We start from the raw sequence: 25,815 nt of genomic DNA on the forward strand, positions 1-25,815 counted from the left end.
AAACAGATGCTGCGTTGCTCAATTTAGATTTTAAAACTGTGATGATGCGATTTTATTCGAAGCAAATCCGGCAGATGAATATTCCAGAGTTAGATAAAAATAAACAGCAATATACTGGCAGCCTGCCGGATAATCAGGGTAGACATCAGGTGCTGTTATTTGACGCTGCGCAGAAGTTCAAAAATTTAAAAGGTGAGGAGCGCTATATTGTAACAGTCACTCATACCGTGATTGATGAGGAGAGTAAAGAAATTGCATATTGCGGCGCCTGCTATCAGCTGACGGATGTTTTTTTATTTAAAAAATCATTAGATGGAAAATTTCAACTGATGACCCGTTCGCCAGAAAATCAGGGCTGGTATGCGCCAGCATATGAACGGCAAATGTATTACCCCGCTCAGATTGTTAAAAATATGCGCAAGCTGGGAACGGCACAGCAAGGCATACTTCAAGAAATGACAGAATCCAGTCATGGTGAGAGTCATAGCCAACTCTACGTGATGCTGATTACAGATGATCAGCTGCTGAAGCAATCAAATGCGCTGAATTTGGGCAATGATAATGAAGATTCTGGTGAGAATGAAACTTACCATAAGACGGCACAGTATAAGTTGCTAAACAGAGGATCAGACAAAAGCGAACATGACGGCTTATACGATATAGAAATTCAATACAGCGGGACAGAATTAAAAGAGCATGGTGGAAAGCAGAAAGCAGTGCCGGTTAATGCTATGCATCGCTATCAATACAATGCCAAGAAGCAGCAGTATCTGTTGAAGAAATGATGCGCGCTGATTTTACCCCATATCTTTGATAAGGCAGGCTCTAAAATCAGACGCTTAAATGAACATCAAGGCGGTTTCGGCTGAATTAAACCTAACGCCGTCTGCTGCTGTAACGGCTACGTCCGCGCGCCATACCGCCAAGGGCATTCAGTACCGCCATTTTACTCATGCTGCCAGAGGCATGCGCATGGCAGATGGCAGCGGCTAAGGCATCGGCGGCATCTTGCTGCGGTTTAATCTCTAAATTCAGCAGCTTCATGACCATCATCTGCACTTGTTCTTTATCGGCTGCGCCATAACCGACAACGGATTGCTTGATCTGACGTGCTGTATATTCTGCAACTTGTAAATCTAAATTAGTTAATGCTGCAATGGCTGCTCCGCGCGCTTGCCCTAATTTCAATGCAGAGTCAGGGTTTTGCGCCATAAAGACTTGCTCAACTGCGGCTTCAGTCGGTCCATGGAATTTTACAATACGGTCTACACCCGCAAAAATCCGCTTTAAGCGCTCCGGCATCTCAGCCGTTTCAGTGCGTATGGTGCCGGCATCTACAAAACGCAGCTTAGAACCTTCATGTTCAATAATGCCGTAGCCGGTCAGGCGGGAACCCGGGTCAATACCGATAATTAATGACATGCTGACCCTTTAAAAATTGAATAACGCCCATATTGTTACATAAGCGGATCAAAAAAGCTTGATACGGATTAAGCGCTTGATTGATGCACCTTATTTATTTAATAGAGATTTGATTAGTTTTCATGAAATTATTTCTAATTGTCCTTGCGGGCTTAATTCTTGAAGTGTTTGTATGGATCGGCGTGGGCGACCTCGTTGGCAGCATGTGGTATGTGTTCTTCTGGTTTGTTGCTGCTTTTTTCATCGGACTGAATATCGTGCGCAAGCATGCATCAGGCTTAATGCCTCAAATGCAGCAAATGCAAGCTGGTCAAATGAGTGCAGATCCAGCGCTTTCCGGTAATTTGCCTAAGATTATTGCCGGTTTTCTATTGATGGTTCCAGGTTTGATTTCTGATCTGCTGGCAGTCCTGATTCTAATTCCACCCGTGCAAAATGCATTAAAAGCCGCCATGATGAATGTGATGATGAAGCGTCAGCAAGCCATGATGGAAAAAATGATGGGCGGCATGATGGGAGATATGAATGGCATGGGCGGCGCTCAGGGCCAAAATCCATTTGCAGATATGATGCGCCAAATGCAGGACATGCAGAATCAGCAGGGCGGCAGCCGCGATTCAAGCGTGATTGATGGGGAGGCGCGTGAAGTGTCGCCAGAAGCGAAGAAAATTGAAATGAAAGATATTCATCCAAAATGATTTTTTTAAAGTGATGAAATTGAAATGATGAAAAGCCAGATCAAATGATTCGGCTTTTTTTATTCCCGAAATTCTATCTGCCTGCACATTTGATTTGAACAAACGATATAATGTGATTTTTATTATTTCTTTTCTGCCTTTATGTCACTTCTTTTGACCATTTGCCTGCTGCATTTTGTGGCGCAGCTTAGCCCAGGGCCAGATGTGCTGCTGATTGCAAAAAGCGCGGCTTCGAATACCCGGATCAATACATTAAAAATTATTGCCGGCATTTCTGCGGGAATTGTAGTTTGGGTAGTCCTCACTTTGATGGGCTTTACTGTATTGGTAGAGCAATTTCCATGGATTCAGCAAGTTTTGATGATGGTTGGCGGAGTGTTTTTGGCAAAAATGGGCTTGGGCATGCTGAACGGCGGTTTAAAATTGCTTAAGCAAGAAGTGGCTTTGGACAGCTCAGAGGAAATTGAAAAGCCTCAGAATTACTTTTTACAGGGCTTATTGACCAATTTATCCAATCCTAAAACACTGATTTATTTCAGCAGTGTGTTTTCTTTGGCTTTGAGTTCATCCGCAGGTTTGGATTTAAAAACTCAATTGGCCTTTATTATTCCGATACAGACGTTTCTGGTCTTTAGCCTGCTGATGATGGTTGTCTCAATGCCAAAAATTAAAGTGCTGTATCAGCGTGCAGGCAGTTATATCGATATTATCTCGGGCGGACTGTTTTTAGCCTTTGCGGTTTGGCTTTGGTATGACGCCATCAAAATGTTTTACGCTTGATTGGTGTCAGATGCTGCAGATTCAGATGGATCAAGGTGAGGAGAGGAAGCTGCGGGTTCCTCTTTTTTTTCATCAGTACGGTAACGGTTTGGTTTTAAAGTTGTTTCAGTATTTTCCGAACCTTTGTAGCTTCGGCTGCGGTTGGCGCGTTCACGCAAGCCGCCCTTTTTAATCAATTGAACCATATTTACACCCTGTGGCTTAGCGGGCTATTTTAAACGACTTTGAGTGCTTGAGTGCAGGTAAATCAAAAAGAATACTGGCAACATGAATTTTTTCGCCTTAAAGACGCTGTGTCGAGTCAGAGCAGCTGCAGCCATGCTATGAACCAAAGCCTGAAAAATAGTTTCAGGCTTTGGTCCTGAACCGCGAAATTAAATACCTGCTATTTATCGGCCGTTTTATTGTCTTGCTGCAGAACCTCAAACAGTGATTGCTGTACCGGTACTTCCTGATGATCTTGCAGGTACACATGGACTGTTTTAAATACGGCAGCTGCAATAAGGCAGGTCAAAATACAAAAAATCCAGAATCCGTATGGGCTTTTTATCGTGTGAGAGCCGCAATTGGCACATTCTTTGTCAGTAGAAGCAACAACTTTATTGCAGCAGGCACAGTGATACTGATAGTGCATTTTCTTCTCCTTGTTTTCCTGACAACGTCTATTTTTTTTATTTTCAGTCATCTTTTAATGACCGATTATTTATCATATTTGATGAACTGCAGATAGACAAGGCTTGAACGTCACCCTGATCAGTCACAGTGAATTTGGAATGGCCCTATTGTTTCTAAAATCATGTTTTTTCATATTAAAATGCAGACATGATTTAAAAAATTCTTACAAATATCGGCTGTGCTGAAATGATTTGCATTCATCTTTGGGAATCAAGTCAACCTGATTCAGGTGTCAGGAGAATGCCGTGCTGAAACAGGAGTTTAAAAGGAGCTGAAACAAGATCAAGGTTTATAAATTGTGCTGGATCATCATGTCTAAAACAAGGGGGCAGCGGACAGGTACTTTTTTCTGCCCCTGATTTGACATAAGCAGCGTGATTGAAAGAACTTTAAAATAAAATCGGCAGCATAAAAAAAGCCAGTCATAGAGACTGGCTTTTGCCGATATTGATTTAAAGCTATTGACCAGAACGGATGATGTAATCAAAAGCGGACAATGATGCTTTCGCGCCTTCACCCGTTGCAATGATGATTTGCTTGTACGGCACTGTGGTGCAGTCACCGGCTGCAAATACGCCTTTCACATTGGTTTCATTACGCTCGTTAATCACGATCTCGCCGCGGCTGGAAAGCTCGACACCCGTTCCTTTCAGGAAATCCGTATTCGGCAGCAAGCCGATTTGAACGAAGATCCCTGCCAGCTCGATGGTTTTGATTTCATCTGTTGCGCGGTCTTTGTATTTCAGCGCTGTCACTTGTGAACCGTCACCCACCACTTCAGTAGACAAAGCATTCAGAATCACCGTGGTGTTTGGCAGGCTGTTCAGCTTGTCCTGCAGCACTTGGTCTGCACGCAGCTTGGTATCAAATTCAACCAAAGTCACATGCTCTACAATGCCCGCAAGGTCAATTGCCGCTTCCACACCGGAGTTGCCGCCGCCTATCACCGCAACACGTTTGCCTTTGAACAGCGGGCCGTCACAGTGCGGGCAGTAAGCCACGCCGCGGGTTTTGTACTCTTTTTCGCCCGGAACATTCATCTCTCTCCAGCGCGCACCAGTTGAAAGAATTACAGTTTTAGATTCAAGCTTCGCGCCATTCTCTAAAGTGACTTCCACCAGGCCGTTTGCTGTTTGGTCTGCGCCTTTAATGTCCGATACGCGCTGCAGGTTCATGATGTCTACACCGTATTCACGCACATGCTCTTCCATCGCCGCTGCGAATTTAGGGCCTTGGGTTTTTTGAATAGAGGTGTAGTTTTCAATGTCCATGGTATCCATGACCTGACCGCCCATGCGCTCAGCCACAATCCCGGTTTTAATGCCTTTACGCGCCGCATAGATTGCAGAGGTGTTGCCTGCAGGGCCGCCGCCAATCACCAGCACATCAAACGCGCCTTTGGCATTCAGCTTCTCAGCATCTTTGGCTGCTGAGCCGCTGTCCAGTTTGGCAATGATTTCTTCCAAGGTCATGCGCCCTTGGCCGATATGCTCGCCGTTTTGGAAGACCATCGGCACCGCCATGATTTTGCGTTCTTCCACTTCGTCCTGGAAGAATGCGCCGTCGATCATGGTTGCAGTAGTGCCCGGGTTGTAAATCGCAATCAGGTTCAGCGCCTGAACCACGTCAGGGCAGTTATGGCAGCTTAAAGACACAAAGACATCAAAGTCTGCAGTCAAGTTCAGGCCCTTGATTTGCGCCAGCACCTCATCAGACACTTTCGGCGCATAGCCGGAAACTTGAAGCAAGGCCAGAATCAAAGAGGTGAACTCGTGGCCCATCGGCAAGCCAGCAAAGTTGACACGCGGCTGCTCGCCTTTTTTTGCAATGCCGAAGCTTGGCGCACGTGAATTTGCGCCGTCAAAGCGTGCAGTCACCAAATCAGACAGCGCGGCAATTTCAGTCACCAATTCTTTGATTTTGTCTGATTTGTCAGAAGCGTTTAAGGTGGCCACAATTTCGATTGGGCTTTCTAAACGTTCAAGCAGAGTTTTTAATTGAGCAGAAGTATTTTGATCCAACATTGCTAACGCCTCCAAAGGAGTCAATATTTATTTGATAAGTGAATAATAGGAGATTTTAATAAATAGATAAAACAGTTTGTTTTTATATTATTAATCGTTTTATTGAATGAATTTATTGTTTACCGCAAAGCCTGCTTTGAAAGTTAAAGGAATTTGTCTGTTCACTGGAATGCTCCGTGCTATGCTTTATGCGGAAATTCATCACCATCTCTGGGTAAGTTTATGCTTAAAAAAGGTATTTATCAGCATTACAAGGGGCAGCTGTATCAAGTGTTTAATGTGGCGACGCATAGTGAAACAGAAGAAAAGCTAGTGGTATATCAATGTTTATATGGTGATTATTCCTTGTGGGTGCGGCCTTTAACGATGTTTAGCGAGACGGTAGAGCATGAAGGCAAAACAGTTGAGCGTTTTAAGCTGATTCGGGAAGTGGAATAGTCATTGCTGTTCTACTGTTGCAAATGTATTCACTAAGGCAGGAGGGCTGATGAGCATTCCGGAAGAATTTTTAAAGCAAGTTAATGCGCTGTATCAGCAATTTCAAGCGCATGACGCACAGCAGTCAGACCGTTTAAACCGTTACCGCAATATAGAACCGGAGTCAGCGCATGTGCTGGCTGTGCTGATCCGTGCCCTGCAGGCGCAGAACATTTTGGAAATTGGCACATCGACCGGCTATTCGACATTGTGGCTGGCCAATGCTGCGCAAAGTACACAGGGCCATGTTACGACCATTGAAATTGATTCCGAGCGCACAAAGCAAGCCCAGTCATATGCAGAACAGCTTCAGCTGCGCAATCTGGTTGATTTTCAAGTTGCAGATGCTTTGTATTTTCTAAAGCAATGCACTGAAATATATGATTTTATTCTGCTGGATGCAGAGCGCGATGCCTATGTTGAGTATTGGCAGTATTTGCCGAATCTATTGAAAAAGAAAGGCGGATTGCTCGTGGTGGATAATGTGCTGTCGCATGCATCCGAAGTGGCGGAATTTATTGCTTTGGTTCAGGAGAGTAAGCAATTCATGTGTGTCACACTGCCTGCAGGCGCTGGATTGCTATTGGTCACAGCCAATTAAAATAATTCTGTATTATTCATGTAAAAGCCATCAATTTGAATGGTTGATGGCTTTTAGAATTTAACACAATTTCAAAGCATGTATTTTGATCAGCGAAAGACTTTAATTACTGGATGCTGACCCGGGTAAAGTGAAGATCATATTCTAAATATTTATGCACAAAGGCCATTTTGTCATTACATCGCATCATATTGTTATAAATAAATTCAGGCACAGGATGAAATAAATCACCTGTTCCATTGGTGTAAAAAATTTTTAGATAGCGTGAAGAAGCGCTGTATTTCCAAGTTTTTACAGCAAGCGGCGTTCCCATAAGCAACCCCCTTAAAATTATTATGTTTCAGCTGCTGAACTGCTGCAGGCTTCATTTGAACTTATGATAAATCTGGGTGGGGCGATGTAGCAGAATTGTAAAAATAAATCGAATATTTAAATGTTTTTCAGCTGTTAAAACCGCTTTTATGATTTGGCGCTGAAGTGCGGATGGCCCAATAAAACGGCAATAAATGAGCCGGTGTAAATGCCGTATATGTTAAGAAATCTAAAAGTTTAACAATTATTAATTTTGCAGAGGGCATGTTATAAAAATAAAGCCCAATCTGAATGGAAAAACAATCATTTTACGCTTGGGATAAGGGCTTAACTCGAACAGCCGTGCTTTTAGCTGGTTTTAGGCTGCCGCTGGATAGGAGGTTGAGTGAATTTTCGGACCGTTTGCGTCCGATAAGATAGCTGCGCAGTTTTACATATTTTACATCAATAGACTTTATAACAAATTTGTATTTTTTAGGTTTTAGAGAGGTTTCAGGTATGAAAAAGACGATTTGCTGCGTATTGGCGGCTTCTGGAATTATGCTGTCGTCGTTGGCTGAGGCATGTACGCGCGTGGTTTTTCATGGTGAAAATAATAATGTCATGACAGCCCGCTCTATGGATTGGAAATCTGATGTGGGGACTAATCTTTGGATTTTGCCCAGCGGTGTAAAGCGTACTGGACAGGCAGGGCCTCAATCTGCAAGCTGGACGGCGAAATACGGCAGTGTTGTTGCAACGGGCTATGATATTTCTACGACGGATGGTGTGAATGAAGCCGGCCTGAATGCGAATCTGCTGTGGCTGGTAGAATCTGAATATCCGCAAACTGGAAAATCAAAAAAACCGAAATTGAGCATTTCCTTATGGGCTCAATATGTTCTAGATAATTTTTCAACTGTGGATGAAGCCATAAAATTTCTGCAAAAAGAACCCTTTGATGTGATTACGGATCAAGTTCCCGGTGAAAAGCGCCTCGCTACACTGCATTTATCTATTTCGGATAAAAGCGGCGATAGTGCAATTGTTGAATATATTGGCGGCAAGCAGGTGATTCATCACAGCAAAGCTTATCAGGTCATGACCAACTCTCCGACCTTCGATCAGCAGCTGGCGTTAAATCAGTATTGGAAACAAATTGGCGGCACAACCTTCCTTCCGGGAACAAATCGTGCGGCTGACCGTTTTGCGCGCGCTTCTTTTTATATTCAAGCCATTCCAAATAACGCCGATTCCAACAGCAGTCTAGCCAGCGTATTCAGTGTAATCCGCAATGTTTCCGTTCCATTCGGCCTGAACACGGAAGAAGAGCCGAATATTTCATCTACCCGCTGGCGAACGGTGGTGGACCATAAGCGCAATCTTTATTTCTTCGAGTCTGCTGTTTCACCGAATGTGTTTTGGGTAGATTTAAACAAAATCAATTTTAAAGACGGCAAAACCAAAATGCTGAATTTAGGCAAAGACCAAAGCAATACTTATGCAGGGGATGCAACAGCATCTTTTGTCGAAACGAAGCCTTTTGTCTTTTTAGGCATTAGTTAATAAAGAGCGGAATCAGCCGACTTTACGGGCAGGTTCTCCACTTTAACGTGAAGCAAAAAAACCGCGCAATTTGCGCGGTTTTTTGATCAGTTCAATCTAATGCAGATTAGATTTTACCAACTAGGTCGATTGAAGGAGCAAGAGTTGCGTCGCCTTCTTTCCATTTAGCTGGGCAAACTTCGCCTGGGTGAGCATGAACATATTGCGCTGCTTTAACTTTGCGAAGAAGTTCTTGAGCGTCACGGCCGATACCGCCAGCATTGATTTCAACGATTTGAATTTTGCCTTCTGGATCGATAACGAAAGTACCGCGGTCAGCAAGACCAGCAGATTCAATTAATACGTCGAAGTTTTTAGCAAGCGTCCAGTTCGCATCACCCACCATTACATATTGGATTTTTTTGATTTCTTCTGAAGAATCATGCCAAGCTTTGTGAGTGAAGTGCGTGTCAGTAGAAACTGAGTAGATTTCAACGCCTAATTTTTGGAATTCAGCGTAGTTGTCTGCAAGGTCGCCAAGCTCAGTTGGGCAAACAAAAGTGAAGTCTGCTGGATAGAAGAATACAACTGACCATTTGCCTTTAAGATCGGCTTCGGTAACTTCGATGAATTTACCGTTTTGGAATGCTTGTGCTTTGAATGGTTTAACTTCAGTATTAATTAAGCTCATCATTGTCTCCATGATTGAGGTTTGTATTTAATTTCCAATAGAGTATAGGACTTCTTGTTATTGCTGAAATGGTATTTTTACATTAAATAGATCGGAAAAACCGAACTAAGCCAAAATGCCATCTCATCAAAATCATGATTTTAAACGTTTCAGCCATTTTTATGACGCTGTTCCAGCAAAGCTGTTTTAACATAGCCATATGATGCTGAAATGAAAAAACCAGTAAAAAAACATCTGTTCCTCAACTTCGCTTAGAACATGATGCCATTGCTGTTAAAATTCAAGGCTAAATTAAAAAAAAGTTAAAATTAAACAAAATTTATCTACTTGATCGGGGCTGAGATGTTCTTCCGCTTCATGTCATTACAGCGTAAAATAGCGCTTTGTTGTTTTTATTAGGAATCTTGTTCTGTGCAGAGTCGTTTAAATGTAGATCAGCTTGTGATGGCGCGTGACCTTCACCGTTTAAACCGACTGAAAAAGGGCAAAGATGCAGATCAAAAACAGCATCAGGAATTATTCGAAAAATCCAATGCCAAAGTCCGTGAGCGCATTCAGCGCATTCCAAACATCAAGCTCAATCAAGATTTGCCCGTTACTCAATATGCAGACAAGCTGATTGAAGCGATTCAAAAGCATCAAGTGATTATTGTGGCAGGTGAAACCGGTTCGGGTAAAACCACGCAGCTGCCGCAAATTGCCATGCTGGCAGGCCGCGGTTTAACCGGATTGATTGGCCATACGCAGCCGCGCCGTCTGGCTGCGCGCAGCGTGTCACAGCGTATTGCAGAAGAAGTGGGTGAAAAGCTTGGCGAATCCATTTCGTTTAAAGTCCGCTTTAATGAACAGGGTTCACAGGATTCAATACTCCGCTTAATGACGGATGGTATTTTATTGGCAGAGCTTTCAAATGATCGCTTTTTAACCAAATACGACACCATTATTATTGATGAGGCGCATGAACGTTCGCTGAATATCGATTTCATTATGGGTTATTTGAAGCAGCTCTTGCCGCGCCGCAAAGATTTAAAAGTCATCATCACGTCTGCAACACTCGATGTAAACCGTTTCAGCAATTACTTTCATGGCGCGCCGATTTTTGAAGTAGAAGGCCGCAGCTTTCCTGTAGAACTGCGTTACCGTCCGATTTCAGAACTGAATATCGGCGGCAGTGATGACGATGAGTTTGATGATTTTGAGGAAAATCTGCCGCGCGCTGTTGTACAGGCTGTCGAAGAATGCTTCCGGGATGCGCAGGAAAAAGGCCATCCTGAATATGCGGATACCCTCATTTTCGCCAGTACGGAACAGGAAATCCGTGAACTGCAAGAGACTTTAATTAAGCATGGCCCGCGCCATACTGAAGTCTTGCCGCTGTATGCGCGTTTAGCCCTTGCAGAGCAGCAAAAAATCTTTAATCCCGCCGGCGGCGGGCGGCGTATTATTATTGCGACCAACGTTGCGGAAACGGCTTTAACCGTACCCAATATCCGTTACGTGATTGACAGCGGTTTCGCCCGTATTTCCCGCTACAACTACCGTTCCCGGGTGCAGCGCCTGCCGATTGAAGCCATCTCGCAAGCGGCAGCCAATCAGCGTAAAGGGCGATGCGGCCGTATTGCCCCAGGTGTCTGTATCCGCCTGTATAGTGAAGACGATTTCCAAAGCCGCCCTGAATTTACCGAACCTGAAATTAAGCGGACCAACTTGGCTTCGGTTATTTTGCAAATGCAAAGTTTGGGTTTGGGAACTTTAGAAGACTTTGACTTTATTGAGCCGCCTGATCATCGCTTAGTCAATGATGGCCGTAAGCTTTTAATTGAACTGGGCGCTTTAAAAGAAAAATCAGCAAAAGCAGATCAAGCGAGTGCACAAAGTTCATCAAAAAATAGTCAGCGGCACTCCAATAATAATGATGGCGCTTTAACCAAAATCGGTCAGCAAATGGCGAAAATGCCGATTGACCCGCGTTTGGCGCGGATGATTTTAGGCGGCGCGCATTTTGGCGTGCTGAATGAAGTTTTGGTGATTGTCGCGGCTTTGGCGGTGCAAGACCCGCGTGAACGCCCTGCGGATAAGCAAATGCAGGCCGATCAAAAGCATGCTTTATTCCGCGAAGAAGATTCAGATTTTCTGTTCTATCTTAAGCTTTGGGAAGCACTGGTTGCCAACCGTGACATGAGTGAAAACAAACGCCGCACATTTGCACGCAATCACTTTTTAAGCTGGCTGCGATTGCGGGAATGGAAAAAAACCCATGAACAGCTGGTCGATTTGGCAAAAGGCTTAAAGCTTTCATTCAATGAAAAGAAAGCCAACTATGAAAATCTGCATCGCGCTTTGCTTACAGGCTTATTGTCTTTTATTGCCAATAAGACCGATGAACGCAATGTTTTTATGGCGGTGCGCCAGCAGAAGGCCCGGGTATTTCCGGCATCGGCGTTGCACAAGAGCAATACCCCCTGGGTGATGGCTTTTGAAATGGTTGAGACGTCTCAAGTGTATTTGCGGACTTTGGCTAAAATTGAACCTGAGTGGATTTTGCTTGCCGCGGGCGATTTGCTGAAGCATCACTATTTTGAACCGCATTGGTCGAAAAAAGCCGGGGTGGTGAATGCCTATGATCAAATCTCATTGTTTGGCTTAATTATTGAACCGAAACGTCAGATTAATTATGAAAAAGTCGATCAGCCTGCGGCACATGAAATTTTCCTTCGTGATGCGCTGACGACTGGGAATCTTGGAATTTCACCGCCATTCTTAAAACACAACCTGCTTAAGCTTGAAGAAGTTGAACGGGTTGAAGATAAGCTGCGCCGGCGTGACTTGGTGGTGGATGAAGAAACCATTTACCAATTCTACGCGTCTAAAGTGCCGGAAGAGGTGGCCAGCCGCCGTTCATTTGAGGATTGGCGCGCTACGGTTGAGTCTAAAGAGCCGCGCTATTTATTTGTCGATGATGATGCGCTGTGGCTGAATGACCGCCCAGCCACGCAGCAGTTTCCTGATTATTTGCGCAATGGCGAACTGCGTTTAGCCGCCAGTTACCGGTTTGATCCAAGCCATGATGAAGATGGCGCAACCGTGAAAATTCCAGTTCAGGCGCTGCCGCAGGTGGATGAAAATATCTGGTCGTGGGGCATTCCCGGCTGGCGGCAGGATTTAATTGAAGCCTTACTCAAAGCGCTGCCTAAAGATAAGCGGCGTCACTTGGTGCCTATCCCAGATACTGCACGGAAGCTGTCTGCGCGAATAGATGCGGTGCATCTGCAGCGGCATATTTTTAGTTTTTTAGCCTTCCAGCTGCGTGGCGAACAAATCACTGAAAAAGATTTCAGCTTTGAGCGGGTGGAACAATATTTATTGCCGCTGATTAAAGTAATCGATGAAAAGGGCCGTGTGATTGAACAAGGCCGTGATTTATCTGAGTTAAAAGCGCGCTGCCGCACAGAGACTCACAGTCCAGTCAAGCAATTGAAAGGGGAGTTCCAGACTTTCCCTGAAAATTTTGTTTTTGAAGCATCGCAAAAAGTCACGGGTGTGGTGGTGAAGCAGTATCAGGCGCTTGTACCTGTGAAAGATTTTGCTTCATTGGAGCAAAAAGATGAATCGGGCGTCGTGATTCAAACCTTTAATGATCAATTTGAAGCGGTGAAGCAGCACCGTGAAGGGGTTATCCGTTTAGTGCATTTGCAGCTGGGCGACCTCGTGCGCCAGCTGAAAAAACAGATTTCAAAACCGCTGGCATTGGCTTATTCCCCGCTGGGCGACCGGGCGAAATTAGAGCAGATGTTAGTTTATGCCACACTGCAGACGGCAATAAATGAGCTTCCTGTCAATATTAATGAATACCAAAACTTGGTTTTAAATGTAAAAAAATCTTTCTTAACGCATGGGCAAAACGCCTTGGCAATGCTCAGCGATATCTTCATTCAATGGCAGGATATACGGCGCAAATTGCTGGTTTTAGACGATTCTGTGTTTGGAAAAAATATTGATGATGTCGAAGATCAGCTTGACTTAATGAGCCTTTCTGATTTTGTCTATGTCAAATCTTCCGATATTTGGCAAGAATTTCCGCGTTATTTAAAAGCCTTGGTCTTGCGTTTGGAGCGCTTACCAAATAACCTTCAAAGGGACAATTCTGCCATTGATCAAGTAGATCCGTGGATGGAAAAATTATTTAAGTTTAAAAATGACACTCGCCTTAAAGAATTGTATTTCATGGTCGAGGAGTTGCGTATCTCTTTATTCTCCCAGCCGATGAAAACCAAGATGCCGATTTCTCCTTCCCGCTTGCAGAAAGCATGGGAAAAACTTGGAATCAATTAAAATACAGGTAATTTGAAACAGGAGTTTTACATGGGCATCCGCATTACAGGTACTGGCTTATATCATCCAGAAGATGTTATTACCAACGAAGAGTTAGTTGAAGGTTTAAATGCCTATGTGGAACAGTACAACTCAGAGAATGCTGAAAAAATCGCCTCAGGTGAATTAGAAGCGCGCCGTGGATCTAGCGCAGAGTTCATTGAAAAAGCGTCTGGCGTAAAGCGGCGCTACGTGGCAGAAAAGACCGGTATTTTAGATCCAAAACGCCTGCGTCCGCTGTTGCATGTACGTTCAAATGACGAGTTATCTATTCAAGCTGAATGGGGCGTTGCCGCAGCGAAGCAAGCGATGGAAAATGCAGGCGTCACTGCGGCTGATATTGATGTCGTGATTCTGTCTTGCTCAAATATTCAGCGCGCATATCCAGCCGTAGCCATTGAGATTCAAACAGCGCTTGGCATTGAAGGCTATGCTTACGATATGAATGTTGCATGCTCTGCAGCAACTTTCGGCATTAAGCAGGCGTATGACGCCATTAAAGCTGGCGCACGCCGCGTATTATTGGTAAATGTGGAAATTACTTCTGGCCATACAGACTTCCGTTCGCGAGACTGCCACTTCATCTTCGGCGATGTTGCTACAGCTTCGATTATTGAAGACACAGAAACTAAGACGGGTTTTGAGGTGCTGGATTTCAGCCTGTTTACGCAGTTTTCTAACAATATCCGCAACAACTTCGGTTACTTGAATCTGAGCGAAGTGGATGCGGATATTGACAACAACCGCTTCCGTCAAGACGGGCGCAAAGTGTTCAAAGAAGTCTGCCCGCTGGTTGCCAAAATGATTACCAAGCAGCTTGAGAAAAACGAAATTGCGCCGCAAAGTGTGAAACGTTTCTGGCTGCATCAAGCCAATGCCAGCATGAATGAACTCATTTTAAAACTGGTGGTGGGTAAAGAAAATGCGCAGCCGGATCTTGTGCCGATTATTTTAGATGAATTTGCCAATACTTCTTCAGCAGGTGTCATCATTGCATTGCACCGTACCGCAGACCAAGTGGATGACGGTGAATTTGGCGTATTGTGTTCATTTGGCGCGGGCTATTCTGTGGGTTCAATCCTCGTGCAAAAACACGTTGCAGCCTAAGGAAAACAGCATTGCAGGTTGAGCATGATGCAAAATGGATAAAGCGCGCTAGTGCTTTATCCAAACTGTATTTCAGGCCAACATTTTTAGGCGCTGAGCATCTAGACGCGTCTAAGCCTGCAATGTATGTCGGCAATCATACGATTTACGGTGTGCTGGATGCGCCGATGATTATTGATTACTTGTTCAATGAACATAAAGTGGCTGTGGTGAGCTTGGCTGACCATAGCCATTTTTATTTGCCGGTTTGGCGCCGTATTGTTAAAAAGTTTGGCGCTGTGGATGGCGTGCGGGAGTATGCGCGAACTTTAATGGCACAGGGGTATTCCATCCTGGTTTTTCCGGGCGGGGGCCGTGAAGTGCTGAAACGTAAAGGCGAAGCCTATCAGCTGATATGGAAAGAGCGTTATGGCTTTTTAAAGCTCGCGCAAGAGTTTGGCTATGACATTGTGCCTTTTGCGGCCTTAGGCGGTGATGAAGTTTTTGATTTGGGTTTTGATGCTAACCATATTATTCAAAATAAATACTTTCAGAAATTGCTGAAAATTCCAAAGCTAGGCAAACTGCTGCGTCATGGCGATGTCATTCCGTCATTGCCGAGCCACTTTATTCCGAAGCGGATACCGTTTTATTTTCAGTTTATGCCGCGGCAAAGCCTCAAGCAGATTGAAAACATGGAACAGCTGAGCGCTTTCAGATTGCAAATCCAGCAAGCAATTTACTGTTCATTAGACGATTTAAAAGAATTAAGAAACGGCATGGCTGATAAGCTGTAAAAAATCAGCAAAGTCATTTTTCCTGGCTGTTCATCATGGGTAGCGCATAAAGACTTTTCTTGAAGGTGTGCGCTAGCGGCGGCGCTTGAGTCCAAAATTAGATAAAAAGTATAGAGGCATTGATTTAGTTTGATTATATTGGGTAAATTGAGAGTGCATTGAAGATGCAGGAGGCGTTATGCACAAGGAGCGGTCAGTTTCCAAATTGGCGAATGCTGCGCAGCAGCTTTTGCGCATTTCTCCTGAGCTGAGTTATTTGGTTCAAGATCAGCAGGATTTAGCGTCTCACATCACTGCGCATCAGCTGTTTAAAATCAATCAAGAACAGCGCAGAATTCACATTGCGTATCCATTTTTTGATATTCAGTTTTTCACGCCTCAACCCGCTGCAGAATATGCAGCTGACAGTTTGGTCCGCAGCAATTTTGATTATCGGCATCACAAGTCGGAACAGCTGGAAGATTTTTTGCTGCAAGATATTCATTTTCAGACCGGTGATTTAAAAGCGCAGCATCCGCTTTTTTTGCGCGGGAAAGCGCAGCAGTTAAGGGAGATCTTGGCTGATGATATTTTCAATCGGGTATTGGGGGAACAAAAGCTGGCCGCGGCGCTGCAGCGCATGAATCTGTCTCAAGCGCAGTTTGCCGATCAGCTGATGATGGATTTACAGTTTTATCATGTGCCGGCGGTTCAGAATTCTTTGGTTGATCAAACACCCATAGCCAAAAATATTTTGCAGTGTTTTCAACAGCTGTGCCGCCTAGATACGGTTTTGACGCATGATTTTCTGCCTTTGCAGCCATTAATGGAAAGTTTTGATGAGTTTTGCTTCAGCGCTGCGCAATTTTTAGATCCTGTAGTATATCGAATTGTATCGCTGTTCTATCGCGAGCAATTTAATCTGAATGAACTGATAGAGCTGGAAGATGATATCCGTTTGCTCTATCTGCGTGCCAAGGAACAGCCGCATCTTTTAGGTTTTGTGCGCTTGATGAATCGTGAAGTGTGGCACCGTTCAGACCTGCTGTCTAAGCAGTATTTCTTAACGGCAAACCACCGGATTTGGCAAAAAAAGGCAGCGCTGCTGCCGTTATTTGACTGCAAGCGCGCTGTAAATTGGCTGTTTAAGCAATCCGCTGAGGTTTTGGACTGGATCAGCCTAAATATTCAGCATAGCAACATCCGCACTGCGGTGACTGCGCTAAGCTTTGTGGACTGCAGTCAGATGCACCCGCAGATTATTCTCGCCGTCTTGCAATATTTTCAGCATGTGTGCGCACGCTTATTTATACAAAGCTGCCATGCCATCGCGATAGAGCAGAACTGGTTTGTACACCCGCAAAATCAAACGGTCGTGCTGCAGGGGACTAAGCAGGCCATGGATGATCACCGCGTGGCCATCCGCCCCTCTATTCTGTATTTAGATGAATGGATGGCTTTGGCCAGCAATATTGCCAAGCATGATGATTTAGCCTTGAAAAAAGTTTATCTGCGCTTGAGCCGTGTCATGCAGGCTTTCATGCTGCATTTGCAGAAAGTCACCCTGAATTTTCCAGAAGATCTGATGGCTTTTATTTTGCCCGAAACGCAGCGGGACAGAGACTTCTATACAGTATTGCAGCGCCATAAAATGCCGCAGGATGTATTCCGTCAGCAATTTTATGTGCAGAACAGCGGCACAATACGCAAAAGTATTTTCGACGCTTATGTGCGGGACTATTTAAGCGCGTATTTTGCAGAAACAAAAGCGGTGCCAAAAACTGTGACATGGACAGGGCTGTTTCAGCAATCAGCGGCTTGGCACGAAAATAATCAGAAAGAGGAAATACTGGCAAAATTAAAAAAAGAGTTTTCTTTAGCCGATTGGAAACCGTTTTGTGCAGCGGCTGATGTGTATTTTGAGCAGTGGCGCTTTCAGGAGCTGCAAAGTGTGGAACGCATTATCGAAGAGTCAAAAAAATTTCAGCACTGCCTTGCTGCCAGTTATGCGCAGCGCATTATAGAGGGGGAATATGTGGCTTTTCACATGTCGCATTTGCTGCATCCGCTGCGGATGACTTTAGGCTGTATCCGTCAAAATGGGCAGCTGAGTTTTGATCAGCTGGAATTGCCGAATAATGAAAAAGCGGCTGAACATTTGGTACAGGCAGCCCAGCAGTTTATTCAATGGCTGAATGCTGAAATCGATAAATAAAAATTCAGGGTAAAACTTTTTAAAATTTATAGCGTTGGATTGCGGATGGTTGCTTTGCCGTATTGGAAATTTCTTTGCGCGCTTAACTTTTTAGCCAAAACTCGGTAGGCTATAGCCGTTCTTTCACGGTCTAGGTCATATGAAACAGGAAACTGCACTCAAGTTATTAAAAGCGGGCGAAAATGTCTTTTTGACAGGTTCAGCCGGTGCAGGCAAAACCTATACGCTGAATCAATACATCAATTATTTAAAAGCGCGCAAAGTGACGGTCGCCATTACTGCATCCACAGGGATTGCGGCGACCCATATGAATGGCATGACCATACATACATGGGCAGGCATTGGTATTAAAGATGCCATTTCAGAAGATGAATTGAAACGCATGAAAGAGCGCAAGTACCTCAAGGAACATTTGGAAAACGCGCAAGTGCTGATTATTGATGAGATTTCAATGCTGCATGCCAAGCAGCTGAATTTAGTCAATAAAGTGCTGAAATATTTTAAAGAGAGCGACGAGGCTTTTGGCGGCATTCAAGTGATTGCGGCTGGAGATTTTTTCCAGTTGCCGCCTGTGGGGAAAAAAGAGGAAAGCAACCGCGACAAATTCTGCTTTATGTCTGAGGCTTGGGTGGAAGCAAAATTCCGCGTGTGCTATTTGACTGAGCAGCATCGTCAGGGGAATGATTATTTAAATGATATCCTGAATGCGATTCGCGGACAGAGCATTGCAGAGGCACATTTGCAGGCCTTAGAACAAACCCGCAATCAAGATGTCGGAGATACCTTTACCCGCCTGTATACCCATAATATGGATGTGGACAGCATCAACTTTAAGCACTTGAATGAAATTGATCAGGAATCCCGTCAATTTGATGCGCAGTGTGACGGCAATGATAAGCTGATCGAAACTTTAAAGTCGTCTGTGCGCGCGCCGGAAAATCTGACCTTAAAGAAACATGCCAAAGTGATGTTTGTGAAAAACAACTTTGACTTAGGGTATATCAACGGCAGCTTGGGTGAGGTGATTGCCTTTGAAGAAGATGATGAATATGGCGTACTGCCGAAGGTGAAACTGACGGATGGAACCACATTAATTGTGGAGCCGGAAACATGGTCGGTAGATAATGATGAAGGCAAAACGATTGCCAGCTTTCAGCAGATTCCATTGCGTTTGGCTTGGGCCATCACCATTCATAAATCTCAGGGCATGACGCTGGAAGCGGCGGAAATTAATTTGGCGCATACCTTTGAAAAAGGTCAGGGCTATGTGGCTTTATCACGCTTAAAAAGTTTGGGCGGTTTAAGATTGCTGGGAATGAATAGTCAGGCGCTGGAGCTGGACAGTTTAGCCATTAAAGCAGACCGCCGTTTTCAAGAGCTTTCAGAAGAAGCGGATGTGCATTTTGAAAATGCAGATTTTACCGTGCAGCATAAAGCGTTTATCCGCCATTGCGGCGGCACTTTGAATGAATATGAAATTGAGCGCAATGAGAAAAAACTGGCAAAATCGGGCGGCAAGCAAAGCTTTGCATCTGCAACCTTAGATGAAACCCGCGCCTTGTTTGAAGAAGGCTATGAAATTCAGGATATAGCTGTAGAGCGTGGTTTAACGCCAGCAACCATCATTAATCATTTAGGCCGATTGCGCAAAGAGCAGGGGCTGGATATTTCTGTTGCGAGTCCAGGTGAAGAATCCGTCGAGCAAGTCCGCAAAATTTATAAGCGCTTAACTAAACGCAATGATGCGGAGCATTTTAATGATGACGGCAGCATTAAGCTGCGTCCGATTGTGGAGCTGACCAGCCCGCGCATGGGCTATGATCAAGTCCGCTTAGCGCTGCTGTTTGTAGAGTGACGCGGATTTGGGCATAGAATGCTGCAGCAGCTGGTTTTTTTTTAATAATATCAGTTAAACTGATGCATAATTTTTAGATTAAATCCAATCGCTATGGCATTTACGGCTTGGTATACGCTTCGAAAGTTTGTCTATAATAATTTGCATAATGATGAATACGAACCGGCCTTTAGCCGTGCTGTCAATTATTTTCTTATTCTGTTGATTCTAGGCAATGCCACAGCCGTGCTGCTTGAATCCGTTGATGATATCTATCAATCTTACCGGTTGCTGTTTGACAGCTTTGAACATCTTTCAATTTTTATTTTCAGCATGGAGTATTTACTCCGGCTCTGGTCTATTGCAGAACAGGAACCCTTTGAATCGGGCTGGAAAAACCGGCTGAAGTGGATTAAAAGCGGCGGAGCCATTATTGATTTGCTGGCGATATTGCCGGCTTATATTAACTTCTTTGTGCCTATTGATTTAAGATTCCTCCGAATTTTGCGTTTATTGCGTCTGCTGAAGCTGACGCGTTATTTCATCTCTCTGCAAATTTTGCTTCGGGTTATAGAGCGTGAAAAGGGTTCTTTTCAAGCGGTTATCTTCATTCTCAGCATTATGATTGTGATGGCTGCTGCCTGTATTTATGTGGTGGAAAATAAAGCGCAGCCAGATGTGTTTACGTCCATTCCTGCCTCGATGTGGTGGGCGGTGGTAACGTTGACGACAGTCGGCTATGGCGATGTTACCCCGATCACGCCTTTGGGCCGGTTTTTAGGCGCCCTGATTACGATACTGGGTGTAGGGCTGGCAGCCTTGCCTGCGGGTATTTTGGCTAATGGCCTGGCCAATGAATTGGAGCAGCGCAAACAATTTCTGGAGCTTAAATTTAGGGAACTTTTGCAGCATTCGGAAATTGATTTAGTTGCTGATCAGGAAAAAATAGAAGAAATCCGTAAAGATGTCGGTCTCACCAAAGAGCAGACACAGGATATTCTTTTGCAGTTGATGCGCGAACAGCGTGAAGAGGCCTTGAAGCAAGAACGCGATCTATATGAATATTGTCCGCATTGCGGGAAAAAATTGCCAGAATTGTAAATTGGGTTTTATTTAAAACTGTGCTATCAGATGTATTAAATGCCGAAAGAATAGCCTATTTGCCAGCAATTAAACCCGAAGATGAATAAAATGATCCTAAATCATGTTAAAATGAATTTTATTCAATAGTTAAATGAAAAGCTGTATACTTTTCATTAAGAGCCTATTCGTTGCGCGGGAAAGAGCAGATATGCTGGAAATTCGTCATTTAAAAACATTAACTGCACTGAGAGAGCATGGTTCACTGGTTTCTGCTGCCAATGATTTATGTTTAACGCCATCTGCAATCTCACATCAATTGAAAGAATTGGATCATTGGTATGGGGTGGAAGTGGTCAATCGGCGTACCCGGCCTGTGACTTTTTCTAATGTTGGACAGCGTTTGCTGAAATTAGCTGATGATGTTTTGCCGCAAGTGCAGATTGCGCAATCGGACATCACCCGCATTGTGCATGGTCAAACTGGGCGGATCACTTTTTCTTCAGAATGCCACAGCTGTTTTGACTGGCTGATGCCGCTGTTGAATGCTTACCGCCAGCAATATCCTGATGTTGATTTAGATTTCGCCTCTGGTTTTGAAGCCAATCCGCACGAGCTGCTGCAAAATGCAGAATTTGATTTACTGATTACGGCAGATCCGATTACCTTAAAAGGCATCGAATATTTTCCGATTTTTGAATATGAATCCAGACTGGTGCTTTCACATACACATCCGCTGGTGCGCGCGGACAATATTACTGTGCAGGATCTGGCGAATGAAACGCTGATTACTTATCCTGTCGATAAGCACCGATTGGATATTATGGCAAAGCTGTTTATTCCTGCGAATATTCAGCCTAAACATATCCGCACGACAGATTTGACGCAAATGCTGATTCAGCTGGTGGCCAGCGGCCGGGGCATTGCAGCGCTGCCGGACTGGGTGGTCAATGAATATGAGCAGAAGGGCTGGGTAACATCGCGCCGCTTGTCTTGCGTGTCGCCTAATGGCCTGCGCCGTACCTTATATGCCGGTTTTAGAACAGAAGAGAAAGACAAGAGCTATTTTGAGGGTTTCTTGAAGCAGCTGGAAAAATTTTCTCAAAAACGCGCTACATATTATTCTTCATAATATCCTTTGGCCTGGACGGATAATTATGCAGACTGCATCACATATGCGGTCTGTATTTTTTGACAGGGTTATCAAATTATTGATTTTGAGCCTATACAGGGTTGCAAATAATTTTTAAAATTAAATCAATCTGAGTTTTCAAGAGCCTTTCATGCCTAAGTCTAAACAGCCGACGCCGAAGCAATTAATGTCTGTCATTCAAACGCAAACAGCTATTGCGAAATTGGGTTTGGATTTGAATGCCGTGATGACTTTGGTGGCCGAGCAGGCGCAGTCTTTAACCCATGCGGAAGGTTCGGTTGTTGAACTGGCGGAAGATGGCGAAATGGTATACCGAGCGGTCTCGGGCGGTGCAAGCCATTTGCTGGGTTTGCGCCTGAGCCAGAAAAACAGCTTGTCTGGCTTGTGCATTGAAGAAAACAAAACACTTTACTGCCAAGATTCAGAATCAGATGCGCGGGTTGACCGTGAGGCTTGCAGAAAGGTTGGGCTGCGTTCAATGGCAGTGGTGCCGCTTGTGCATTGTGATGAAGCGATTGGTGTACTGAAAATATACTCAGAACGCGCGGATGCCTTTAAAGAAGGTGACCTGCAGCTGTTAGGCCTAATGTCAGAACTGATTGCGGCAGCCATGTATCATGCCACCAAATATGGCGCGCAGGAGCTGTATAAGCTGGCGACTCAGGATAATTTAACGGGATTGGCCAACCGCGCGTTATTTTTAGACTGTTTGCGTCAAGGTTTGGAAAGCGCCAAAAAAAATAAAAAGGTCATTGGCATTTTAATGATTGATATGGACGGCCTGAAACCGATTAATGATCGGTATGGGCATCGCGCAGGGGATGCAGCTTTAAAAGAAATCGGTCAGCGGATTGCCAGCCATACCCGGAATGACGATTTAGTGGCGCGTTTGGGCGGCGATGAATTTGCCGTGATTCTGACGAATATTGCCGATTTGGATTTGGCGACTAAAGCGATGAACCGGATTGCGGAAACTTGCGGCTTGCCTTTTGCTTTTGAGAATGTCAGCTTGAAAATAGGAGCAAGTATAGGTCTGGCGGTATTTCCCGAAGATGCGCAATCGATTGATCAATTAATGGAAACCGCTGATTTAAAAATGTATGACAACAAACGCCAGCGTAAAATGGCTGATGCTTAGAGACGGCAGAACTGGAAAATGCTTGCCGGCAGAATTTTAAAGTTGAATTTTTAAACTTTAATTTAGACCGTTGGCAACGTTTAAATCTGCGAAAGAACAGCGGGTAAATATTGATTATACGTGGACGTTTAAGTCAGTTCGTATGCAGATCTAATGTAAAGGATAAGCTATAAAAAAGTCGCATAAAATGCGACTTTTTTATAGCGGCTAAAATTAAAATTTTAAACCGCTTCAGCTTCTAAAATTTCAAAATCGTGGGTAATTTCTACACCGCCATCCATCAGCATTTTGCTGGCAGAACAGTATTTTTCTGCAGAAAGTTCGATGGCTTTTGACACTTGCTTTTCTTTAACACCATTGCCTGTAATCACAAAATGCAGATGAATTTTGGTAAATACAGCAGGAATTGTGTCTGCCCGGTCAGCTTTAAGTTCACAGCGCACATCGGTAATATCTTGGCGTGCTTTTTTCAGAATGGTCACAATGTCAAAAGAAGCGCAGCCGCCAAGCCCTGTCAGGATAAGCTCCATTGGGCGTGCACCGCGGTTTTCACCACCGTATTCAGGCGATCCATCCATGATTATAGTGTGGCCGCTTTGAGTTTTTGCTTCAAAAGCGACATTCTCTAGCCAATGAACACTCGATTGCATTGCAAGTCCTTAAAAAAAGCTATAAATTTACGCAGTACCTGTACACTAACATAAATTGAGATGATAAGGAATTTCACCTCTTTCGTGTGACAAGTTCATTTTAGGTCTTGTGCGATCTATAAATTATCCATAATCGGAATTGTTAGCATGACTTCAAGCTTTTCACAACTAAGCACTGATGCGCTGTCTCCTGGTCAACTCCCAGAGTCAGTTAAAGCATTATTAAAACGTGCATATATTAATCGTTATCCTAAACGCACGACTATCGTGGATGCAGGGTCAGAGTCAAAATCTTTATATTTGATTCTGAAGGGGTCTGTATCAATCATCTTAAGTGAAGATGATGAGCGAGAAATCGTAGTAGCGTACTTAAACGCGGGTGATTTTTTTGGGGAAATGGGTTTATTTGAAACCAATGCACAGCGCACAGCGGAAGTCCGCACACGTGATGTCTGTGAAATTGCTGAAATTACCTACGAAAACTTCCATGAATTAAGCAAGCAATATCCAGACCTGAGCTATGCAGTATTTGCTCAGCTGGTGCGCCGCTTGAAAAATACAACACGCAAAGTGACTGACTTGGCGTTTATAGATGTTTCAGGCCGTATTGCCCGCTGCTTAATCGATTTATCATCGCAGCCAGAAGCAATGATTCTGCCAAATGGCCGTCAAATCCGCATTACCCGTCAAGAAATTGGCCGTATTGTAGGCTGTTCGCGCGAGATGGTTGGCCGTGTTCTGAAAACTTTAGAAGAACAGGGCATGATTGAGACTGACGGTAAAGCAATCTTAATCTTTGATGCATCTTTGGAGGCAAACAGTGAATTCTCTTCTGAGGAATTTGAAGAAGAATAAGTTTCTGATTTTAATGATGAATAATTAAGCCAAAACGCGATTTAGCCAGATAGCGTTTTGACAAAAAAGCAAATCTTCGGATTTGCTTTTTTTATGGCAGCCTTTTTCATATTTAGGAACAAACTATCATGAAATAATGATTTAACCTGATGATAAGATTTGGCTAGTCTAAATGCATTTTGATATATCTAAATAAAGTAAAAAGGAATGGAAGAAATATGCAATTTAAAACGCTGGGACATTCAGGGATTCAAGTGCCGGAAATTTGTCTGGGCACCATGACATTTGGGGAGCAGAATACCCAAGAGGAAGGCTTTTCACAGCTGGACTATGCTTTAGACCGCGGACTGAATTTCTGGGATACGGCTGAAATGTATCCCGTGCCACCTAAGCCAGAAACGCAAGGTTCAACCGAACAAGTCATAGGCAATTGGTTGGCACAGCATGGTGGCCGAGACAAAATTATTTTAGCCAGCAAAATTGCAGGTCCTTCACAGGGCGGTAGTCAAATTCGAAATGGTCAAACCCGCTTTATTGCCAGTGAAATTGAATCTGCGCTTGATGGTTCTTTAAAACGCTTACAAACAGACTACATCGATTTATACCAATTGCACTGGCCACAGCGCCCAGTCAATTTCTTTGGTACATTGGGCTATGGCAATGCAGAAGCCTTCAATGAGCGTGAAGTGACTGATTTAGCCGAAACTTTAACTGCACTCAGCAATGAAGTGAAAAAAGGCCGAATCCGCCACATAGGCTTATCTAATGAAACGCCATGGGGAACACTGAAATTTTTGCATTTGGCCGAACAGCTGGGCTTAGAAAAAGTGGTCAGTGTGCAGAATCCCTACAGCCTGCTGAACCGCACTTATGAGATTGGCATGTCTGAAATTGCGAAATATGAAGGTGTGGGCCTGCTGGCTTACTCGCCGTTAGCCTTTGGCTATTTAACAGGAAAATTCCGCAATGGCGCGCGTCCAGAAAATGCCCGGGTAACTTTATATAGCCGCTTCAGCCGCTACAGCAATCCTGAAAGCGAGTGGGCGGTAGAACAGTATGCACAGCTGGCAGAAAAGCATAATTTGACATTAACCCAGCTGGCGCTGGCGTTTATTAAGCAGCAGTTCTTTGTCACCAGCACCATTATCGGTGCAACCAGTTTGAATCAGCTGAAAGAAAACATTGATGCTTTTGAAGTTAACTTGTCTCAAGATGTTTTACAGAGCATTCAGGCGATTCACCAAAAACAGCCCAATCCTGCACCTTAATTTATCTTACTGAAATGAGAAAAAAGCGCTTTTTGATGAGCGCTTTTTTTTGTATAAAAAACATGATTATTATCGTTTTTAATGGTGCAAGGGCTTAATACAAAACTTGTTGAAAAAAAAACTATTCGTCACTTGAAATAATTTTTCTTTATACCCATATTATATATAAGGTTTAATATTAAGCT

23 protein-coding genes are annotated in these 25,815 nt (G+C 44.0%); 16 read left to right on the forward strand and 7 right to left on the reverse strand.

The genetic code is table 11. The annotated features are described in order from the left end of the window. Positions 1–74: 74 nt before the first annotated feature. The gene (locus tag JZ784_RS03285) at positions 75–785 is read left to right on the forward strand and encodes a hypothetical protein (RefSeq protein WP_346313795.1); all 711 of its coding nucleotides are present in this window, start codon (positions 75–77) and stop codon (positions 783–785) included. A gap of 91 nt (positions 786–876) precedes the next feature. On the opposite strand, the gene ruvC is transcribed toward JZ784_RS03285, so the two are convergent. Further along, on the reverse strand, positions 877–1,422 hold the full coding sequence (ruvC, locus tag JZ784_RS03290; protein WP_005010753.1) for a crossover junction endodeoxyribonuclease RuvC: 546 nt from the start codon (positions 1,420–1,422) through the stop codon (positions 877–879). Positions 1,423–1,544: 122 nt separating this feature from the next. Between ruvC and JZ784_RS03295 the strand changes: the two genes are divergently transcribed. Beyond that, positions 1,545–2,120 (forward strand): FxsA family protein, encoded by a 576-nt coding sequence (locus tag JZ784_RS03295; protein ID WP_346313796.1) that lies wholly within the window; start codon positions 1,545–1,547, stop codon positions 2,118–2,120. A gap of 141 nt (positions 2,121–2,261) precedes the next feature. After that, on the forward strand, positions 2,262–2,900 hold the full coding sequence (locus JZ784_RS03300) for a LysE family transporter (RefSeq protein ID WP_346313797.1): 639 nt from the start codon (positions 2,262–2,264) through the stop codon (positions 2,898–2,900). On the opposite strand, the gene JZ784_RS03305 is transcribed toward JZ784_RS03300, so the two are convergent. The 3 genes from JZ784_RS03305 to ahpF all read right to left on the reverse strand — a co-directional run bounded on the left by JZ784_RS03305 (position 2,891) and on the right by ahpF (position 5,599). Then, complete coding sequence (locus tag JZ784_RS03305) at positions 2,891–3,085, reverse strand: hypothetical protein (RefSeq protein WP_346313798.1); 195 nt, start codon at positions 3,083–3,085, stop codon at positions 2,891–2,893. The two genes, JZ784_RS03300 and JZ784_RS03305, sit on opposite strands and share 10 nt — an antisense overlap. Before the next feature lie 200 nt (positions 3,086–3,285). Then, positions 3,286–3,534 carry a hypothetical protein gene (locus tag JZ784_RS03310; protein ID WP_005010743.1) on the reverse strand — a complete coding sequence of 83 codons (249 nt, stop codon included), beginning with the start codon at positions 3,532–3,534 and terminating at the stop codon, positions 3,286–3,288. A 499-nt stretch (positions 3,535–4,033) separates the two neighbouring features. Further along, entirely contained in the window at positions 4,034–5,599 is a 1,566-nt protein-coding gene (ahpF, locus tag JZ784_RS03315; protein WP_346313799.1) for an alkyl hydroperoxide reductase subunit F, read from the reverse strand. Positions 5,600–5,821: 222 nt separating this feature from the next. Between ahpF and JZ784_RS03320 the strand changes: the two genes are divergently transcribed. After that, positions 5,822–6,037, forward strand: a complete 216-nt coding sequence (locus tag JZ784_RS03320) for a DUF1653 domain-containing protein (protein ID WP_346313800.1) — start codon at positions 5,822–5,824, stop codon at positions 6,035–6,037. 49 nt (positions 6,038–6,086) lie between these two features. After that, on the forward strand, positions 6,087–6,677 hold the full coding sequence (locus JZ784_RS03325) for a class I SAM-dependent methyltransferase (RefSeq protein WP_346313801.1): 591 nt from the start codon (positions 6,087–6,089) through the stop codon (positions 6,675–6,677). Positions 6,678–6,783: 106 nt separating this feature from the next. Here the strand turns inward: JZ784_RS03325 and JZ784_RS03330 are convergent, their stop codons facing one another. Continuing rightward, positions 6,784–6,990: a hypothetical protein gene (locus JZ784_RS03330; protein WP_005010728.1), complete on the reverse strand. Its 207-nt coding sequence runs from the start codon at positions 6,988–6,990 to the stop codon at positions 6,784–6,786. A gap of 497 nt (positions 6,991–7,487) precedes the next feature. On the opposite strand from JZ784_RS03330, the gene JZ784_RS03335 reads away from it, so the two are divergent. Next, a complete protein-coding gene (locus tag JZ784_RS03335; RefSeq protein ID WP_346313802.1) occupies positions 7,488–8,534 on the forward strand; it encodes a linear amide C-N hydrolase in 1,047 nt (348 codons plus the stop codon). A 106-nt stretch (positions 8,535–8,640) separates the two neighbouring features. Here JZ784_RS03335 and ahpC read toward each other — a convergent pair whose 3' ends face one another. Then, on the reverse strand, positions 8,641–9,204 hold the full coding sequence (ahpC, locus tag JZ784_RS03340; RefSeq protein WP_005010724.1) for an alkyl hydroperoxide reductase subunit C: 564 nt from the start codon (positions 9,202–9,204) through the stop codon (positions 8,641–8,643). 411 nt (positions 9,205–9,615) lie between these two features. Between ahpC and hrpA the strand changes: the two genes are divergently transcribed. From hrpA to JZ784_RS03380, 8 genes are all read left to right on the forward strand, one after another. Further along, entirely contained in the window at positions 9,616–13,536 is a 3,921-nt protein-coding gene (hrpA, locus tag JZ784_RS03345; RefSeq protein WP_346313803.1) for an ATP-dependent RNA helicase HrpA, read from the forward strand. Positions 13,537–13,566: 30 nt separating this feature from the next. Continuing rightward, positions 13,567–14,682: a beta-ketoacyl-ACP synthase III gene (locus JZ784_RS03350; RefSeq protein WP_005010721.1), complete on the forward strand. Its 1,116-nt coding sequence runs from the start codon at positions 13,567–13,569 to the stop codon at positions 14,680–14,682. Between the two features lie 11 nt (positions 14,683–14,693). Beyond that, complete coding sequence (locus JZ784_RS03355) at positions 14,694–15,458, forward strand: lysophospholipid acyltransferase family protein (protein ID WP_346313804.1); 765 nt, start codon at positions 14,694–14,696, stop codon at positions 15,456–15,458. Between the two features lie 178 nt (positions 15,459–15,636). Further along, positions 15,637–17,652 carry a hypothetical protein gene (locus JZ784_RS03360; protein WP_346313805.1) on the forward strand — a complete coding sequence of 672 codons (2,016 nt, stop codon included), beginning with the start codon at positions 15,637–15,639 and terminating at the stop codon, positions 17,650–17,652. A gap of 139 nt (positions 17,653–17,791) precedes the next feature. Continuing rightward, the gene (locus JZ784_RS03365; protein ID WP_346313806.1) at positions 17,792–19,507 is read left to right on the forward strand and encodes an AAA family ATPase; all 1,716 of its coding nucleotides are present in this window, start codon (positions 17,792–17,794) and stop codon (positions 19,505–19,507) included. A gap of 93 nt (positions 19,508–19,600) precedes the next feature. Beyond that, complete coding sequence (locus JZ784_RS03370; RefSeq protein WP_346313807.1) at positions 19,601–20,587, forward strand: ion transporter; 987 nt, start codon at positions 19,601–19,603, stop codon at positions 20,585–20,587. Between the two features lie 190 nt (positions 20,588–20,777). Continuing rightward, complete coding sequence (locus JZ784_RS03375) at positions 20,778–21,698, forward strand: LysR family transcriptional regulator (protein ID WP_005010712.1); 921 nt, start codon at positions 20,778–20,780, stop codon at positions 21,696–21,698. Positions 21,699–21,849: 151 nt separating this feature from the next. Further along, a complete protein-coding gene (locus tag JZ784_RS03380) occupies positions 21,850–22,857 on the forward strand; it encodes a sensor domain-containing diguanylate cyclase (protein ID WP_346313808.1) in 1,008 nt (335 codons plus the stop codon). 221 nt (positions 22,858–23,078) lie between these two features. On the opposite strand, the gene JZ784_RS03385 is transcribed toward JZ784_RS03380, so the two are convergent. After that, the gene (locus tag JZ784_RS03385) at positions 23,079–23,507 is read right to left on the reverse strand and encodes an OsmC family protein (protein ID WP_005010708.1); all 429 of its coding nucleotides are present in this window, start codon (positions 23,505–23,507) and stop codon (positions 23,079–23,081) included. A 147-nt stretch (positions 23,508–23,654) separates the two neighbouring features. Here JZ784_RS03385 and crp point away from each other — a divergent pair, with 147 nt between their 5' ends. Together crp and JZ784_RS03395 are read left to right on the forward strand one after the other, a co-directional pair. Further along, positions 23,655–24,362, forward strand: a complete 708-nt coding sequence (gene crp / locus JZ784_RS03390; RefSeq protein WP_005010706.1) for a cAMP-activated global transcriptional regulator CRP — start codon at positions 23,655–23,657, stop codon at positions 24,360–24,362. 218 nt (positions 24,363–24,580) lie between these two features. Next, positions 24,581–25,630 (forward strand): NADP(H)-dependent aldo-keto reductase, encoded by a 1,050-nt coding sequence (locus tag JZ784_RS03395; RefSeq protein WP_346313809.1) that lies wholly within the window; start codon positions 24,581–24,583, stop codon positions 25,628–25,630. Positions 25,631–25,815: the final 185 nt, after the last annotated feature.

The sequence above is a fragment of the Acinetobacter sp. CWB-B33 genome, assembly GCF_039655955.1.
GTDB classification, from domain to species: domain Bacteria; phylum Pseudomonadota; class Gammaproteobacteria; order Pseudomonadales; family Moraxellaceae; genus Acinetobacter; species Acinetobacter bouvetii.